Genomic DNA, 16,946 nt, shown 5'->3' on the forward strand with positions numbered 1-16,946 from the left:
GGAACTCGGGACAGGGTTGCACAACGGTCTGTGGCGGCCGGGTGGGGAAGCGGTCACGCAGCGTACTCGGCGGGCGGCGGTCCGCTCCGCTGACCTGGGAAGCCGCCGGAGCGCGTCCGGGTACCCGGGGCCGGGCGCGGGAACCCGCCGTGTGGTGAAGATCGCAACACGAAGGGCCGCCTCCGGAAGGATGGAGGCGGCCCCTGGTGGGCGGGCGGGCGGTCCGGGCGGGATCAGCCGAAGAGGTTGAACGCTCCCCAGCCGCCGCCGACCTTGACGCGGGCCTTGAACGTCGCGGCGCCCGTGCCACCGGTGCCCTTGTACAGCCACAGCACGCCGGAGGTGTCCCTGGCCAGCAGGTCGGGCCTGCCGTCGCCGGTGCTGTCGCCGGCGGTGGTGAGGGCGTTGTACGCGGACCAGCCGCCGCCGACCCGGACGCGGGTGCCGAGCGCCGGGGAGGCCTTGCCGGTGCCCGGGTACAGCCACAGGACGCCCGAGCCGTCCCGCGCCAGCAGGTCGGCCCTGCCGTCGCGGTTGTAGTCACCCGTGCCGGTGATCGTGTACGTGCCCCAGCCGCCGCCGATCCGCGCGCGGGTGCCGAACGTGCCGTCGCCCTTGCCGGGGTAGAGCCACAGGACGCCGTCCTTGTCCTTGGCGACCAGGTCGGGCAGCGCGTCGCCGGACAGGTCGCCCGGCACCCGCAGGTCCTTCATCGCGTTCCAGCCGCCGCCGACGCGGATCTCCTCGTAGCGGTCAAAACCGTTGAACGCGAAGTTGTACAGCACACCGTCCGTGGCGCGGTACAGGTAGTCCTGGTACGAGTCGCGGTTCAGGTCCGCCTGGCGCATCAGGTTCACCCCGCCCCAGTCGCCCAGCCCGACGCGGTCGCCCAGGTAGGGCGCCCGGTCGCCGAACGAGGAGTACTCGTAGGCCTCTCCGCCGGGCGTGCGCACGATGAGGTCCGCGAGACCGTCGAAGTCGAGGTCGCTGTCGTCGACGCGGGCGTTGATGTCGCCGACGTAGGTGCGGGTCTTGGCGTACACGCCGTAGGCGCCCGAGGCGACGCAGTCCTTGACGCCCCAGGACACGACGCCGGCGATCCGGCCGTTGACCACCAGCGGGCCGCCGGAGTCCCCGTTGCACGGGGAGACCGTGCCGGCGTCCTGGCCGGAGGCCGGGTTCCCGGCGCAGGCCATCTGACCGGCCACGAAGTCGGAGCCCCAGTACGAGGTGCAGGCCGCGTCCGACCGCATGGGCACGGTCGCCTTCCTCAGCGTCGGCGAGATGGCCTCACTGGTGGAGCTGGTGCGCCCCCAGCCGTAGACCGTCGCCGGGGTGCCGTTGGCGTAGGAGGCGGTGTCGCCGCTCGACGTCGTGCGGAGCGTCTTGTACGGCAGTGCCTCGTTCAGCGTCAGCACCGCGAGGTCGCCGCCGGACGTCGTGCTCGGGCGGTAGGTGGGGTTGACCCACTGGCGGTACACGCCGGCGACCCGGCCGCCGTGCAGGTCGCCCTCGTCGTCGGGCAGCTGGGCCGTGCCGGCGACGACCGCCCCGTTCTGGGCCCAGTCCAGGCCGTACACGCAGTGCGCGGCGGTCAGGACCTTCGCCGGGGCGATCAGGGTGCCGCCGCAGAAGTAGCCCTCGTCCGTGGTCGCGTCGTAGTAGTGCAGCTGCACCATCCACGGGGCCTCGGCGAGGGTCGCGTTCGTACCGCCGATGATCTTCGGGTCGACGGTGCCGGACGGGGACTCGGTGCCCTGGGCGGGCTTCGGCTGTCCGGGGGCGGCGGCGTCCGGGAGCGTCGCCCCGGAGCCCTGCACGCGCTCCAGCAGCTCCGCCTGGGAGGCGGCGACCCGCTCGGTGACGGCCGGCTGGGGCGGGAGGGGCGTCGTACCGGACGCCTGGGCGGGGGCGGCCGCGAGAACCGCGCCCGACAGGGCGAGTGCGGCGGTGGCCGCGGGAAGAGCCAGGCGGGCTCTTCGAGAGGTTGAGGTCACTCAGGTCTCCTGTCGCGGTGAATGCTCGCAGGAGAGAAGGGCCCGGGGGCGCGGGCCCGTGAAGGCAGCACAGATCGCCCCGTGGGCGTATCCGAAAATACGTTCCCCCCCACTGCAGTGCGCTGATCTTACAAGCCGGAAGTCCCGCCCCGTCACCTGTGTGACGGAGCGGGACTTCCGACCGCGCCTTGAGACGTCCGGCGGTGAACCTAGTCGCCGTTGCCCGGGGTGGGCGTCGTCTTCTGGATCTGCATCAGGAACTCGGCGTTCGACTTGGTCTGCTTCATCTTGTCGAGGAGCAGCTCGATCGCCTGCTGCTGGTCGAGCGCGTGCAGCACGCGGCGCAGCTTCCAGGTGATGGCGAGCTCGTCGCTGCCGAGCAGGATCTCCTCCTTGCGGGTGCCGGACGCGTCGACGTCCACCGCCGGGAAGATGCGCTTGTCGGCGAGCTTCCGGTCGAGCTTGAGCTCGGCGTTGCCGGTGCCCTTGAACTCCTCGAAGATGACCTCGTCCATGCGGGACCCGGTGTCCACCAGGGCGGTGGCGAGGATGGTCAGCGAGCCGCCGTCCTCGATGTTGCGGGCCGCACCGAAGAAGCGCTTCGGCGGGTACAGGGCGGTCGAGTCGACACCACCGGACAGGATGCGGCCGGAGGCCGGGGCGGCGAGGTTGTACGCGCGGCCCAGACGGGTGATCGAGTCGAGCAGCACGACGACGTCGTGACCCAGCTCCACCAGGCGCTTGGCGCGCTCGATGGCCAGCTCGGCGACCGTGGTGTGGTCCTCGGCCGGGCGGTCGAAGGTCGAGGAGATGACCTCGCCCTTCACCGACCGCTGCATGTCGGTGACCTCTTCCGGACGCTCGTCGACCAGGACGACCATCAGGTGGCACTCGGGGTTGTTGTGCGTGATCGCGTTGGCGATCGCCTGCATGATCATGGTCTTGCCGGTCTTCGGCGGGGCCACGATCAGACCGCGCTGGCCCTTACCGATGGGCGCGACGAGGTCGATGATGCGGGTGGTGAGGACCCCGGGGTCCGTCTCCAGGCGCAGGCGGTCCTGCGGGTACAGCGGGGTCAGCTTGTTGAACTCCGGCCGCCCGCGGCCGTGTTCGGGCGCCATGCCGTTGACGGAGTCCAGGCGCACCAGCGCGTTGAACTTCTCGCGGCGCTCGCCCTCCTTGGGCTGGCGCACGGCACCGGTGATGTGGTCACCCTTGCGCAGGCCGTTCTTGCGGACCTGGGCGAGGGACACGTACACGTCGTTGGGGCCGGGCAGGTAGCCGGAGGTCCGGATGAACGCGTAGTTGTCGAGGATGTCGAGGATGCCGGCGACCGGGATGAGGACGTCGTCCTCGTTGATCTGCGGCTCCTGCTGGATCTCGTCGCGCCCGCGGCGGCCACGGCGGTCGCGGTAGCGGCCGCGACGGCCACGGCGGCCGCCCTCGAAGTCGTCCCCGTCCTCGTCGGCCCGCTGTTGCTGCTGGCGGTCCTGACGGCCGCCGCCCTGCTGCTGGCGCTGACCGCCCTGGTTCTGCTGGTCGTCGCCCTTGCCCCGGCGGTCGCGGTCGCGTCCACGGTCGCCGCGGTCGCGGTCGCCGCCACGCTCGCGGTCCCCGCGGTCCCGGCGGTCGCGACGGCGGCCCTCGCCCTCGCTGTCGGAGCGGGCGTCGCCCTGGCCCTGCTGCTGGGCCGACGACTCGCCCTTGGGCTCGCTCCGGGTCTCGACGGCCACGGCGTCGGTGGCCGCGGACGGGCTGCCCGCGTCGGCGGTGGCCCGGCGACGACGGCGCTCGGAGGGGGCGTCGTCGGCGGGGGCGCCGGCCTGCTCGGCCGAGGCCGAGACCTTGGGCGACGGCTGGCCGGGGATGTCGATCTGCTGCTGGGCGGCCTTGTCGGCGGCCGTACTGTCGGCCTTCTTCTCGGCCTTGCCGGCCTTCTCCGCCTTGTCGGCGGGGGCCTCGTCGCCCGTACGCGACCGGGAGGTGCTGCGGCGCTTCGGCTTGGTCTCGCCGGCGGCGTCCGCGGCGGCGGGCGCGGCCTTGGCGGGGGCTCCCCCGGCGGCCTGCGCCTCCTTGATGACCTCGATCAGCTGGCTCTTGCGCATCCGCGCGGTGCCCCTGATGCCGAGGCCGGATGCGACCTGCTGCAGCTCGGCCAGCACCATGCCCTCGAGGCCGGTACCACGGCGCCGCCGGGAGCCGGCACCGGTGGCAGGCGCGGAGGCGTCCGTGGCGGGCGCGGCAGCGGTCTCCTCGACACGTGCGCCCATCAGATCGGTGGTGTCGCTCACGAAGGGTCCTTCCCTGGAGCGGACGTCGGCCTGTCTGGCTCGGCGACCGGTTGTGCTGTCCGGCTTCGGTTCTTGCTGTGTGAACCGTGCCGGGGCGGTGGTCCGCCTGAACGGCGGAAGAGATATCTGGTGATGGCGCGCCCCCCGGCCGTGGCACCCAGTGTCTGTGTCACGCGGCGTGGTCGCACCGGTTCCGAAACGTGCCCGACGGGCCGCTCAGTGTCCGTGTCGGCCGTACTGATCACGTACGGCGTCCACCACACAATGCGGCTTGGGGGGCTCCCGGAAGAATGTCTGTCCCGGACGGGGACACGAGGCACCTCGCCATGGTGGGGTCGGGTGCAGACTTGAGATTAACACTACCGGATCCAACAAACATTCCCCCTCTCGAAATCCGGCAACCGCACGCTTTTTATGTGTCGCCGGAGGTCGCCAGCGGCAGGACGCACGCGCCCTGCTGGTCCAGGCTGAGCCGGTTGGCCGCCCATTCCGTGCCGGCCAGCGCCTCGACCTTGTCGGCCGTGTCGGCGTCGGCCAGTGCCATCACCGTGGGGCCGGCGCCCGAGATCACCGCGGGTACGCCGTCGCCGCGCAGCCTCTCCACCAGTGCCGCGCTCTCCGGCATGGCCGGGGCGCGGTACTCCTGGTGCAGGCGGTCCTCGGTGGCCGGCAGCAGCAGCTCGGGGCGCCTGGTCAGGGCCTCGACGAGCAGGGCGGCACGGCCGGCGTTGGCGGCGGCGTCGACGTGCGGGACGGAGCGCGGGAGCAGTCCGCGCGCGGTCTCCGTCAGTACCGGCTTCCCGGGCACGAAAACCACCGGAACGATGGAATCGGCGGGGTCCATCCTGATCGCCCGGGCGGCGCCGGACTCCATCCAGGACAGGGTGAAACCGCCCAGCAGACAGGCCGCCACGTTGTCGGGGTGGCCCTCGATCTCGGTGGCGAGGTCGAGCAGCGCGGCGTCGTCGAGCCGGGCCTCGCCGCCTATGGTCACCGCGCGGGCGGCGACGATGCCGGCACAGATGGCGGCGGAGGAGGAGCCGAGGCCGCGGCCGTGCGGGATGCGGTTGGCGCAGACGATCTCCAGGCCCCGCGGCTGCCCGCCCAGGAGGTCGAAGGCGGTGCGCAGGGACCGTACGAGCAGGTGTTTCTCGTCGCGCGGGAGGGTCTCGCTGCCCTCACCCGCGATGTCGATGTGCAGCCCGGAGTCGGCGACCCGGACGACCACGTCGTCGTACAAGCCCAGCGCGAGGCCCAGGGCGTCGAAGCCCGGGCCGAGGTTGGCGCTGGTGGCGGGGACGCGCACCCTGACGGCGGCGGCGCGGAACGCTGGACCGGCCATCGCTCGATGACTCTCCTTGAGCTGCGTGACTGTCGAATGACATTCGATGACGTACGGAACCCGGGTCGCCGCTGCCTGTCGAACGGCCGATCCCTGCCGACCGCGGCCGGCCGCCTTGCGACCGCGGAGACAGCGCGGCGCCGCGGCATATGCGGCGGGCGGGTTCGGTACAGCCTATCGAAGGAAGGTTCTCCGGCGACATAGGGCGCACAGGAGGCGCACGATGCGTGTCGTAAGCCCCCCGTGCACCCCCTGTGCATGGCTTTCCCGCTCGGGCGTCGCTTACGCCCTCTTACGCCGGCGGGACGGGCCCGGCCCTAGATCAGGCCGAGCCGCTCGGCCGCCGTCGCCGCGTCCACCGGCACGGTGACCGGCTGCGGAGCGCCGGCGACGGCCCAGTCCGGGTCCTTGAGCCCGTTGCCGGTCACGGTGCACACGATCCGCTGCCCCGGGTCGACCTTGCCCTGCTCGGCCGCCTTCAGCAGGCCGGCCACCGACGCGGCGGACGCGGGCTCGACGAAGACACCCTCCTGGGAGGCCAACAGCCGGTAGGCGCGCAGGATCTCACGGTCCGTCACCTCGTCGATGGCGCCGCCGGACTCGTCCCGCGCGGCGAGGGCGAAGTCCCACGAGGCGGGGTTGCCGATCCGGATCGCGGTCGCGATGGTCGACGGGTCCTTGACGACCTCGCCGCGCACGATCGGGGCGCTGCCGGAGGCCTGGAAGCCCCACATGCGCGGCGCCTTCGTGCTGACCCTGTCGGCGGCGTACTCCTTGTAGCCCTTCCAGTACGCGGTGATGTTGCCCGCGTTGCCGACCGGCAGGACGTGGATGTCGGGGGCGTCGCCGAGCATGTCGACGATCTCGAAGGCGGCCGTCTTCTGCCCCTCGATACGGACCGGGTTGACCGAATTGACCAGTGCCACCGGGTAGTTGTCGCTCAACGCGCGGGCCAGCGTGAGGCAGTCGTCGAAGTTGCCGTCGACCTGGAGGATCTTCGCGCCGTGCACGAGGGCCTGGCCCATCTTGCCGAGGGCGATCTTGCCCTGCGGCACGAGGACCGCCGAGACCATCCCGGCCCGCACGCCGTACGCGGCGGCGGAGGCGGAGGTGTTGCCGGTGGACGCGCAGATGACGGCCTGCGCGCCCTCCTCCTTGGCCTTGCTGATGGCCATGGTCATACCGCGGTCCTTGAAGGACCCGGTCGGGTTCGCCCCCTCGACCTTGAGGTGGACCTCGCAGCCCGTGCGCTCGGAGAGCACCTGCGCGGGCACGAGCGGCGTGCCGCCCTCGCGGAGCGTCACGACGGGCGTGCTGTCGGAGACGGGCAGCCTGTCCCGGTACTCCTCGATGATTCCGCGCCACTGGTGGGTCATTGCTGGTTACTCTCCTTCAACCCGCATGATGCTGGCGACACCCCGCACGGTGTCGAGCTTGCGCAGCGCCTCGACCGTACCGCCGAGGGCGGCGTCGGACGCGCGGTGGGTGACGACGACGAGGGATGCCTCGCCGTCCTTGCCGGACTGCCGCACGGTGTCGATGGAGACACCGTGCTCCGCGAACACGGTCGCGACCTGGGCGAGCACGCCCGGTTTGTCGGCCACGTCGAGGCTGATGTGGTAGCGCGTGACGACGTCGCCCATCGGCGAGACGGGCAGCGCGGCGTACGCGGACTCGCCGGGGCCGGTCGCGCCGCCGATCCGGTTGCGGCAGACGGCGACGAGGTCGCCGAGCACGGCGGAGGCCGTCGGCGAACCGCCGGCACCGGGTCCGTAGAACATGAGCTGACCGGCGGCGTCGGACTCCACGAAGACCGCGTTGTAGGCGCCGCGCACGTTGGCCAGCGGATGGCTGAGCGGGATCATCGCGGGATGCACGCGCGCCGTGACGGAGCCGCCGTCGGCCGCCCGCTCGCAGATGGCGAGCAGCTTGATGGTGCAGCCCATCTCCTTGGCGGAGGCGAAGTCGCCGGCGGTGACCTCGGTCATGCCCTCGCGGTAGACGTCGTCGAGGCGCACCCGCGTGTGGAAGGCGATGCCGGCGAGGATGGCGGCCTTCGCGGCGGCGTCGAAGCCCTCCACGTCGGCGGTCGGGTCGGCCTCGGCGTACCCGAGGGCCGTGGCCTCGTCGAGCGCCTCCTGGTACCCGGCGCCGGTGGTGTCCATGGCGTCGAGGATGAAGTTGGTCGTCCCGTTGACGATGCCGAGCACCCGGTTGACCTTGTCGCCGGCGAGGGACTCGCGCAGCGGCCGGATCAGCGGGATGGCACCGGCGACGGCGGCCTCGTAGTAGAGGTCCTTGCCGTGCGCGCCCGCCGCGGCGTGCAGGGCGGCCCCGTCCTGGGCGAGGAGCGCCTTGTTGGCGGAGACGACGGAGGCGCCGTGCTCGAAGGCGGTGGTGATGAGCGTCCGGGCCGGCTCGATGCCGCCGATGACCTCGACGACCACGTCGATGTCCCCGCGCTTGACCAGGGCCGTGGCGTCGGTGGTGACGAGGGCGGGGTCGATGCCCTCCCGCACCCGGTCGGGCCGGCGCACGGCCACGCCCGCGAGCTCCACGGGGGCCCCGATCCGGGCGGCGAGGTCGTCGGCGTGCGTCGTCATGATGCGCGCCACCTCTGAGCCGACCACTCCACAGCCCAGCAGCGCCACCTTCAGCGGACGCGTACGCATCATCCGACCTCGTTTCCTCATACCGTCTACGGTGGAACCAGTCTCACGCACCGGACGGGATTTTCTGCCTTTCGTCCGGATCGTGAGACGTTTATTTCATTTTCGCAGGGGCGGACGACGAAAGATCTTCCGCCCCCGCCTCGCCCCCGCGCGTGACCTGCCGGGACTCAGCCGACGTCGAGACGCAGCAGGTCCTCCTCGGTCTCCCGGCGCACGATGACCCGCGCCTCACCGTCCCGCACGGCGACGACGGGCGGGCGCAGCACGTGGTTGTAGTTGCTGGCCATGGACCGGCAGTACGCGCCGGTCGCGGGTACGGCGATGAGGTCCCCGGGGGCCAGGTCGCCCGGCAGGAAGGCGTCCTTCACCACGATGTCCCCGCTCTCGCAGTGCTTCCCGACGACGCGGACGAGCATGGGCTGGGCGTCGGAGGTGCGGGAGACCAGGGCGACGCTGTACTCGGCGTCGTACAGCGCGGTGCGGATGTTGTCCGACATGCCGCCGTCGACGGAGACGTAGGTCCGCAGCCCGTCGAGCGGCTTGACGGTGCCGACCTCGTACAGCGTGAAGGCGGTGGGCCCGACGATGGCACGCCCCGGCTCGACGGAGATGCGGGGCGTACGCAGCCGCGCGCTCTCGCACTCGCGGGTGACGATCTCGGTCAGCGCCTTGGCGATCTCGTGCGGCTCGCGGGGGTCGTCGTCGCTCGTGTACGCGATCCCGAGCCCGCCGCCGAGGTCGATCTCGGGCAGCTCGATCCCGTGCTCGTCGCGGATGTCCTTGAGCAGCCCCACGACCCGGTGGGCGGCGACCTCGAAGCCCGACATGTCGAAGATCTGCGACCCGATGTGCGAGTGGATCCCGATGACCTCCAGCCCGTCGAGCTGCAGGGCCCGCCGCACGGCCTCCGCCGCCTGCCCGCCGGCCAGCGGGATGCCGAACTTCTGGTCCTCGTGGGCGGTGGCGATGAACTCGTGCGTGTGCGCCTCGACCCCGACGGTGACCCGGATCTGCACGCGCTGCCGCTTGCCCAGCGACTGGGCGATGTGGGCGACGCGCACGATCTCCTGGAAGGAGTCGAGCACGATCCGCCCGACGTCGGCGCGGACGGCCCGCTCGATCTCCTCCGGAGACTTGTTGTTGCCGTGGAAGGCGATGCGCTCGGCGGGCATCCCGGCGGAGAGCGCGGTGGCGAGTTCGCCGCCCGAGCACACGTCGAGGTTGAGCCCCTCCTCGTCGAGCCACCGCACGACGGCACGCGACAGGAACGCCTTGCCGGCGTAGAACACGTCGGCGTCGGCCCCGAAGGCGGTGCGCCAGGCCCGCGCCCGGGCCCGGAAGTCGGCCTCGTCGAGGACGTAGGCGGGGGTGCCGTACTCCTCGGCGAGCTGCGTGACGGTCGTCCCGCCGACGGTGACGACACCGTCGGCGTCCCGCTCGACGGTCTGCGCCCAGACCTTCGGGTCGAGGACGTTCAGGTCGGCGGGCGGGGCGGAGTAGTGGCCCTCGGGGAGGACATCGGCGTGACGGGGCCCGGCGGGGTGTGCGGAACGGCTCATGGCGTCTTCTGTGCTCTCTCAGAGGTGGTCGGGTGCGTCGATGCCGAGGAGGGACAGGCCGCCGGCCAGCACCGCCCCGACGGCTTGGGCGAGGGCCAGCCGGGCGCGGTGGGCGGCCGAGGGTTTCTCCGCACCGCGGGGCAGCACGGTGGGCAGGAAGGGCAGCGCGGCGTCGGCGACGGTGACGAGGTGCCGGGCGAGCCGGTCGGGGGCGCGATGCGCGGCCGCGGCGGCGAGGACGCGGGGGTGGTCGGCGAGGACGGCGGTGAGTTCGCGGACGCCCGCTAGCGGCCCCGGTTCGGCGGCGAAGCCGAGGTCGGCGGCGTTTCGGGCGGCGGCCTGGGAGCGGGCGTGGGCGTACCGCACGCGGAAGAGGGGGTTGTCCTCGCGCTGGGCGAGGTGCTCGTCGCCGATCCGGGGCCGGTCGTGGGCGGCGGGGTGCAGCAGGGCCCAGCGGGCGGCGTCCCGGCCGAGGGGCAGCGGGTCCGCCGGGGCGGGGACGGGCCGCACGTTCACCGGCAGGTCGGCGGGTGCCGGGCCGACCGCGTCGACACGCACCCCGAGGACGGCGGTCCACTCGGGCTCGACGGCCTCCGCGGTGACCCGCACGAGCGCACCCTGCGACCGCAGGACGCGCCCCGCGGCGTCGGCGACGACGGCGGCACGCAGGTCGCCGGGGCAGTGCAGCTGCACGACGCTTCCGTCGGGCCCGTCGGCGTGTCCGTACCGGGCCCCGCGCCGCAGGATCTCCTCGACGAGACCGGCGGGGGCGGCGCCGTGCAGGCTGATGTTGAGGAAACCGGGCCCACTGAGGACGACGTCGGTGATGCCGTCGACGTCGACGAGGTAGGGCCGCAGCACCTCGGCGACCCGGAGCGGCGGCTGCCCGGCGGGCCGGGCCAGCTGCAGGGCGATGTTGGTGGCGTAGTCGCCGCATCCGCCGGGCCCCGGCGGGGTGACCACGGCCCGTGCCGGGACGCTCACGTGCAGCTCACCCGCGTCGACGGCGCGACGCACCGCGTGCAGCACGGTACGGGAGAGCTCTACGGGGGTCACGGGTCAAGCGTAGGCGAGGAGGGGGGTGGGTAAGCGAGCCGGTTTGGGCCCGGTCCCGGGATGTGGACGCTCGGCAGGGGCGCGCGGGGTCACCCGGCCGGCTTGGCCCGAGCAGGCGCTTCGCTCTCCCCGGCCACGCCGAGCACCGACCGCAACGCGGCCGCACTCCCCCGGGCCGTCCGCCGTTCCACCAACTGCCGTACGAGCGAGACCAGCTCGGCGGGTTCGAAGGGCTTGGACAGGAAGGCGTCGACCCCGGCCTCGAAACCGGCGTCGACCTCGTACTGGCTGCTGGCGCTGACGATGGCGATCGGAAGGTCCCGCGTACGCGGATCCGCACGCAGACGAGCGGCGGTTCTCACCCCGTCCAGGCGAGGCATGACCACGTCCAGCGTGACGGCGTCGGGCCGCACCTGATGGACGACATCAAGACACTCGGCACCATCGGCCGCGGTCACGACCTCGAACCCCTCAAGCTCGAGATTGACCCTGATCAGCTGCCGGATGACCTTGTTGTCGTCGACGACAAGAATCCGGCCGGACGCCCTAGGCACAACTCGAGAGTAGGTCCGGACCGGCCACCGCGTCCGGGTTTTCCCCACTTCCACCCCGCGCGGGGGACGACACCCCCGCGCCTGACGCCCCGGGAGGCGGCGCGACCCGCGAAAACCCGTTCATGAACACCCCGGCGGAGCTGGTAGTGTTCTACCCGTCGCCGCGAGCAACACCCACCGCGACGAACACGCCCCCGTAGCTCAGGGGATAGAGCAACGGCCTCCGGAGCCGTGTGCGCAGGTTCGAATCCTGCCGGGGGCACTTCGCTTCAACCAGCCAGATCATGCGGTTGACCAGCGCAGGTGCCGAGCATGAAGAGCGGGATCCAGTCTCACTGGGTCCCGCTCCTTGTCGTTGCTGCGCGCTGATCGCGGTGGACCTGCGCCGGAGGAGCGTCGGAACGCCCCACGGTGAACGGCGCGCTCCGTCATGCCGACAGGCTGACGAGACGGCAGTAGGCCGACCGGTCCGGGCGGACATGGCCTCATGGTCAGCCGCAGCGGGTCGCGTCGGAGCGCCTCGTGTCAGCCGGCCGCCGGGCGAGCGGGGTCGGGGCGGCGATGCGCCGGTGACGTGCCCCTTCGGCCCGTCGGTCCCCCGTCGGTCACAGGGTCGGCCCGGCAAGCCGCGTGGCCTCGTCGCGGAGGTCCGCGATGGCCCTCAGCGCCGCCTCACGCTCGGCGTTGATCCTCGCTCCCCGCTCCGTGAGGTCACCGAGCGACTGCTCCACCAGGGCGATCCACGCGCTCACGTACCGCGTGCCGGAGTCCGAGAGGGCCTCCCGCTGTGCGCGTGCCTGCTCGGCGAAATGGTCCCTGACCTGCTGCCGCCGCTTGTTGACCGCCATCCACTCGCCTTGCTCCCGCGCGACGCCCGCCAGGTCCGTCAGCGGTCCCATGACCGCCAGCGCCCACTGCACCTTGCCCGCCGCGCCCGCCACCTTTCCGGCCGCCTTGGTCTTGCCCCACGGCTTGAACTTTGCCGCCCCGTCCGTGACTTTGCCACCGGCGTCGAGGATCTTCCGTCCCACCCCGTGCTTGCTGAGCGTGTCCACGACGGCGGCGGCCGCGCTCCCCGGCCCATGGCCGCCGTCCTTGACCTTCCCGAGCCACTCCCCCGCTTTCGCGGCGCTCGCCTTCGCGCCCTTCTTGGCCGCCTCCTTGACCGCCTGCGCCAGCGGGGACGCTTCCTTCGGCGCCTCGCCGGGCGTCGTCCCGAGGGCTTCGAGGTCGTTCGCCCAGGGATCCGGCTCCGGCACACGGGTTCCGTACTCGGCGACCAGGGTGTCGAACGCCGTCCGTACCGACGAGGAGAACCTCGCGTCGAAGCCTCCCATCGTCTCCTCCAGATCGCCTTGCACGGCATCGGCGACGCGGTCGGGGATGGTGCCGTCCTTGTCCGAGATCCCGGCGGCGGCCCTACCTCCGGCCGCCGTGATCCTGTCGGCGACGACGCCGCTCTCCCTGTCCAGGGCGCTCAGCACGAGTTCCCTGGCGGCGGTGACCGCTTCCCCGGCCTCCAGCGCGGTGCGGGCGGCACCGAGGTCCTCACCGTCCAGTTCCCACTGCCGCTCGGCGTCCGACAGCACACGGAGGAGTTCGAACGCCTGGGCCCGGGGGCGGACACCGCCGACGCCGGGCGCGACGACGCGCCTCAGTTCGGCCGCGAGGGCGTCGATGCCGCTTTCGGTGACGAGTGCCGCACGGTCGGCCGCCGGCAGGGACGGGTCGTTGACGGCGTCGATGTAGTCGCGTGCGTCGGTCGGGACGACCGGGACGCGGTCGGCGAAGGGCCCGAGCCGTGCCCGGATCTCGTCGAGGACGACGTCGCGGTCGCTGTTCTCCGCGTTCATCTTGTTGACGACGACGACACTTCGGTCGGCGAACCCGTCGGGGCCGAGCACCTGCAGGATCGCCCCGGTCTCCGCCTCGCCGGGCAGTTCGCTCGTCGTCACGATCATGAGAGCGTCCGCGCCGCGTACGCCGCGCCGGGCCGCCTCGGAGTGTTCGTCGTCGCCCGACAGGGTCCCGGGCAGGTCGACGAGGGTCGCTCCGTCCCACTCGTACGGCGTCGCCTCGTGCGTCTTGGGAGCCGCGTCGACGAGTGCGCCGACGTCGGCCGCGGGAAGCCCCAGGAGCGCCGCGACGAGCGTGGACTTCCCCGCGCTGTACGGGCCCAGCAGGGCGATGCGCAGCGGGCTCGTGTCCGCACGGGGCAGATCCGCGGCCAGCGGACGGGTGCGCGGGTGGGCGCTCAGTACGTCCTCGGCTCGGGCACTCAGCGCGAGCACCCGCGCGCTCGGGCGGTCCTCGCTCGCCGAGGCGTCGACCAGTGCCGTGTCAGTCGTCATGGGGTCCCTCGTTCCTCTCGTCCCGGTCGCCATGTGGCACCTCGCCCTTCTCGTCCGTGGGGTCCGGGCGGATCTCGATCCGCTCGGTGAGTACGTCCACGCAGCGGTCGCGCAGGCGCGCCCGTACGTCGTCGGTGCGGGAGGGGTCGGTCCAGAGCCGGAGTTCGGCCCCGGGTGTCCGGCATGCCCGGCGGACGGCCGCCGGGTCACCGCCCGCGAGGTCGAGGAGCCGACGTGCCAGGACGAGGTCGATCCCGTCGAGGGCGGACCGCAGGACCGGCCGCAGTCGGGCGAGCCGTTCGCACCTTTCCCGCGCGGTGACGATGTCCGCGGACCACGCTTCGAACCGGGCCTCGGTCTGGTCCGTCACCGCCTCGGTGAACCGATCCGACCACGCCGTCAGCTCGTCGAACAGCACGTCGAGGCGGGCCGCGGCCTCGGTCGCGCTCGCGTCCGCCCACCGGTCCTGCGCCCGCCGTATCCGGAGGATCTCGCCGCTCACCGCCTTCGCCGCTCCGGCCAGGGCCCCCGCCGCGTGGACCACAACCGTCGCGGGAGGGGGGAGGGCGGACTTGGGGACTCCCTTGGCGACCACGGACTTCAGGAGAGCCGTCGCCGCCCCCTTGGCAGCCCCCGTGCCGAGAGTCGCGGTCTGCGTCCTGAGGTCGGGGCGCGGCCGTACCCGCGGTCGCACGGTACCCGTGTGCTCCGGGGCGTCGGCCGCCGTGCGCAGGAGGACACCCCGGTTCAGCGCCTCCCGCTCGCACGCGTCGGAGAGACCGGAGAGGAGTTCGTCCACTTCCAGGCCGGTGAGGAAGTCGCTCCACGTGCGCGCGGCGTCCGCGCCGCCCAGACCCCCGACCACGTCCGGCAACCGCTTGCTGGCTCGGTGGCGCGCGGCTTCGAGCCGGTCGCGTGTGTCGCGGCCTGCCGTCCGGAGGGCTGTGAGCACCGCGGTCCGGTCGTCGTCCGTCGCGCGTTCGAGCGCGTCGAGCGCGAGACCGATCCCCCGGAGTTCACGAGCGAGCCGGTCGTGAGCGGCGGCGACCGGTGCCCGGACCCCGTCGGCCAGCCGGACGGCGCGCAGTGGAAGCGCCCGCTCGGCCAGCAGCCGGGTGAGGGACTGCTCCAGCTCGGGCAGCCGGCTGGCCCGCAGGGCCCGGTCTCCCAGCTCACGGTCCGGCGTGGACAGCGCTTCGTGCGCGGCGCCGGAGTGGACGGGAAGAACCGCGGGCGGGGCGGCACCGGCGGCACGGCAGACCTGCTCGATCCGGGCAGTGTGTCCCGCGACCTGCTCGAACTCCCTGGCCGGGTCGTCGGCGAAGCGTCTCAGGCGGTGCGGTTCAACGACCCGGCTCTTCACGTTGACGACGATGAGCAGCGGTTTCCCGGAGCGGAGCAGCCGTAGGAGTTCGGCGGACTCCTCGTCGCGCAGGGTGTCGGCGTAGTTCCATATGACCGCGTCGGCGTGGTCGCAGGCGGCCCGGGCCCGCGTGGCGTCGTGGTCGTCGTCCTTCGCCGCGACACCGGGCGTGTCGAGGTACGTGACGGAGCCGACCCTGAACGCGGCGGTCTCCCGCGTGGTGCGATGTGCTCCTCGCCCGATGCCGTCCCGGTCCGCGTCGCGGATCAGGGCCTTGCGGAGCGTGGTCTTGCCGGACTTGGTCCGTCCGGCGACGGCGACCGTCAGCCTGCCTCCGGCGGCGGGCATGAACCGTACGGCGTCGCGCAGTGCGCGTTCGAGTGCTCCCAGGCGCCGCATCACCTCCACGAGTCTTCTGTTGTCGACGGCGTGCGGGGAGTACGGCGTCGGCGACGACGCACCCCCGGCCTCGGCCCCCGCCCCGACCCGCAGGGCGGCCTGGAGGTCGCGGTAGGCCGGCCGGCTCGGGTCCACCGCGCCGGGCGACGACGCGAGCCGGGCGACCAGGGGCGCGAGGGCCTCGCGGAGAGCAGGTTCGGTCCGCCACAGGTCCATGGCCGCGGCTACGCGGTCGAAGGACGCGAGGTTCTTCGTGTACCAGGACTCGAAGGCGCGCAGCTCGTCGATGCCGGTCCGGGAGGCGGATGCGAGGAGCCCTTCCGTGATCCGCACGGTCGAAGCCGAGGCGGGTGCCGCCCCACCCGAGCCGGGCGCGGCCGAACCCGAGGCGGGGGCGGACGGATCGGCGGCCCGGCTCGCCGACGCCGCGGCGGATCCGCGTCCGAGCACGGCCCGCACGTCGGCGTCTGCGAGCATGTCCAGCGCGCTCGCGGAGACCGCGCCGGTGTCCCGGGCCTCGATGGCCCAGCGCAGGGCATCACACCGCTCCGCGTCGAATCCGGTGCGCGTGTCAGGTGCGAGCCAGCGCCACCACCGCGGCCGTCCCGACAGGAGCGTCTCGTACGCCTCCTCCGCCACGACCAGGTCGCGCACCTTCTCCAGGAGTGGCACCAGTTCCCGGTTGCGCAGCTCCCGGAGTGTGGCGGCACCGTGCCCCAGCACCAGCTCGCGTGCCCTGGCCGCCCGTCGGCTGCCCCGGGGCAGGCTCAGCTCGGCCGTCGCGGACTCGACGTCGACGTCACGGATCGAGGGCCAGACCCCCTCTGGCCACTCCCGCTCCGCGCGACGGCACGGCTCCAGTGCTCCGGGCAGCTCCCGTTCCGCGACCGCCTGCGCCGCGGCGTCCGCCCGGAGCGCCTCCACCGGCACGCCCTCCAGGGCCGGCAGACGGCCCCGCAGTCCGTCGAGCCGTCTCAGCTCGCCGAGGTGTGCGTCGCCGTGCGGGGCCGGGGTCCCTCCTCGGGCCGTCGTCAGGCGGATCAGTTCATGTGCCTCGGCGCAGGCCGCCACCGCGTCGGACACCGGTGGGAGCGTGCTCCCGGTCGGGGGCAGGGCCGGGCAACCCCGCGCCCGGGCAAGCGCGGCCACGTCCTCGGCGAAGCGCTGGAGTGCGGCCGGGCCCGCTACGGCGTCCACTCCCAGCGGTTCGAGCAGGAGGGCCAGCGTCCCGGCTCTGAGACCCGTTCCGTCGTGCACTGTCCTGCCGTTCGCCGCGCCGCCGTTCAGCATGCCGCCGTTCAGCATGCCGTCGTTCAGCATGCCGCCGTTCCCCTTCCGTGCTTCCCCGTGCTCGCCCGCGCC

The 16,946-nt window shown here is 72.8% G+C and carries 10 protein-coding genes and 1 tRNA gene; 1 reads left to right on the forward strand and 10 read right to left on the reverse strand.

Features of this window, described 5'->3' with window-relative positions; all coding sequences use genetic code 11:
- Positions 1-233: 233 nt before the first annotated feature.
- The 8 genes from ACZ6EG_RS16355 to ACZ6EG_RS16390 form a co-directional block, all read right to left on the reverse strand.
- Positions 234-1,997 (reverse strand): trypsin-like serine protease, encoded by a 1,764-nt coding sequence (locus ACZ6EG_RS16355; RefSeq protein WP_391969551.1) that lies wholly within the window; start codon positions 1,995-1,997, stop codon positions 234-236.
- 209 nt (positions 1,998-2,206) lie between these two features.
- A complete protein-coding gene (gene rho / locus ACZ6EG_RS16360) occupies positions 2,207-4,288 on the reverse strand; it encodes a transcription termination factor Rho (RefSeq protein ID WP_391969552.1) in 2,082 nt (693 codons plus the stop codon).
- Between the two features lie 412 nt (positions 4,289-4,700).
- Positions 4,701-5,630 carry a homoserine kinase gene (thrB, locus tag ACZ6EG_RS16365; protein ID WP_383646483.1) on the reverse strand — a complete coding sequence of 310 codons (930 nt, stop codon included), beginning with the start codon at positions 5,628-5,630 and terminating at the stop codon, positions 4,701-4,703.
- A gap of 317 nt (positions 5,631-5,947) precedes the next feature.
- On the reverse strand, positions 5,948-7,006 hold the full coding sequence (thrC, locus tag ACZ6EG_RS16370) for a threonine synthase (protein ID WP_356604572.1): 1,059 nt from the start codon (positions 7,004-7,006) through the stop codon (positions 5,948-5,950).
- Positions 7,007-7,012: 6 nt separating this feature from the next.
- Positions 7,013-8,305 (reverse strand): homoserine dehydrogenase, encoded by a 1,293-nt coding sequence (locus ACZ6EG_RS16375; protein ID WP_391969553.1) that lies wholly within the window; start codon positions 8,303-8,305, stop codon positions 7,013-7,015.
- A 164-nt stretch (positions 8,306-8,469) separates the two neighbouring features.
- Positions 8,470-9,861, reverse strand: a complete 1,392-nt coding sequence (gene lysA, locus ACZ6EG_RS16380; RefSeq protein ID WP_391969554.1) for a diaminopimelate decarboxylase — start codon at positions 9,859-9,861, stop codon at positions 8,470-8,472.
- Between the two features lie 18 nt (positions 9,862-9,879).
- Positions 9,880-10,917: an ArgS-related anticodon-binding protein NrtL gene (gene nrtL / locus ACZ6EG_RS16385; RefSeq protein ID WP_469605107.1), complete on the reverse strand. Its 1,038-nt coding sequence runs from the start codon at positions 10,915-10,917 to the stop codon at positions 9,880-9,882.
- 89 nt (positions 10,918-11,006) lie between these two features.
- Positions 11,007-11,471, reverse strand: a complete 465-nt coding sequence (locus ACZ6EG_RS16390) for a response regulator (RefSeq protein WP_356604566.1) — start codon at positions 11,469-11,471, stop codon at positions 11,007-11,009.
- A gap of 190 nt (positions 11,472-11,661) precedes the next feature.
- Between ACZ6EG_RS16390 and ACZ6EG_RS16395 the strand changes: the two genes are divergently transcribed.
- Positions 11,662-11,733: transfer RNA gene (locus tag ACZ6EG_RS16395), tRNA-Arg, on the forward strand.
- Positions 11,734-12,076: 343 nt separating this feature from the next.
- On the opposite strand, the gene ACZ6EG_RS16400 is transcribed toward ACZ6EG_RS16395, so the two are convergent.
- Positions 12,077-13,822 carry a GTPase gene (locus ACZ6EG_RS16400; RefSeq protein ID WP_469605110.1) on the reverse strand — a complete coding sequence of 582 codons (1,746 nt, stop codon included), beginning with the start codon at positions 13,820-13,822 and terminating at the stop codon, positions 12,077-12,079.
- Complete coding sequence (locus ACZ6EG_RS16405) at positions 13,812-16,904, reverse strand: GTPase (protein ID WP_469605115.1); 3,093 nt, start codon at positions 16,902-16,904, stop codon at positions 13,812-13,814. The genes ACZ6EG_RS16400 and ACZ6EG_RS16405 overlap by 11 nt, the downstream gene beginning before the upstream one ends.
- Positions 16,905-16,946 lie beyond the last annotated feature (42 nt).

The organism is Streptomyces sp. NPDC041968 (genome assembly GCF_055589025.1).

Bases quoted from the DNA above. Each gene is read 5' to 3' on its own strand.
- thrC (WP_356604572.1), bottom strand. From the start codon at position 7,006: ATGACCCACCAGTGGCGCGGAATCATCGAGGAGTACCGGGACAGGCTG.
- ACZ6EG_RS16400 (WP_469605110.1), bottom strand. From the start codon at position 13,822: ATGACGACTGACACGGCACTGGTCGACGCCTCGGCGAGCGAGGACCGC.
- ACZ6EG_RS16405 (WP_469605115.1), bottom strand. From the start codon at position 16,904: ATGCTGAACGACGGCATGCTGAACGGCGGCATGCTGAACGGCGGCGCG.
- thrB (WP_383646483.1), bottom strand. From the start codon at position 5,630: ATGGCCGGTCCAGCGTTCCGCGCCGCCGCCGTCAGGGTGCGCGTCCCC.
- lysA (WP_391969554.1), bottom strand. From the start codon at position 9,861: ATGAGCCGTTCCGCACACCCCGCCGGGCCCCGTCACGCCGATGTCCTC.
- ACZ6EG_RS16375 (WP_391969553.1), bottom strand. From the start codon at position 8,305: ATGATGCGTACGCGTCCGCTGAAGGTGGCGCTGCTGGGCTGTGGAGTG.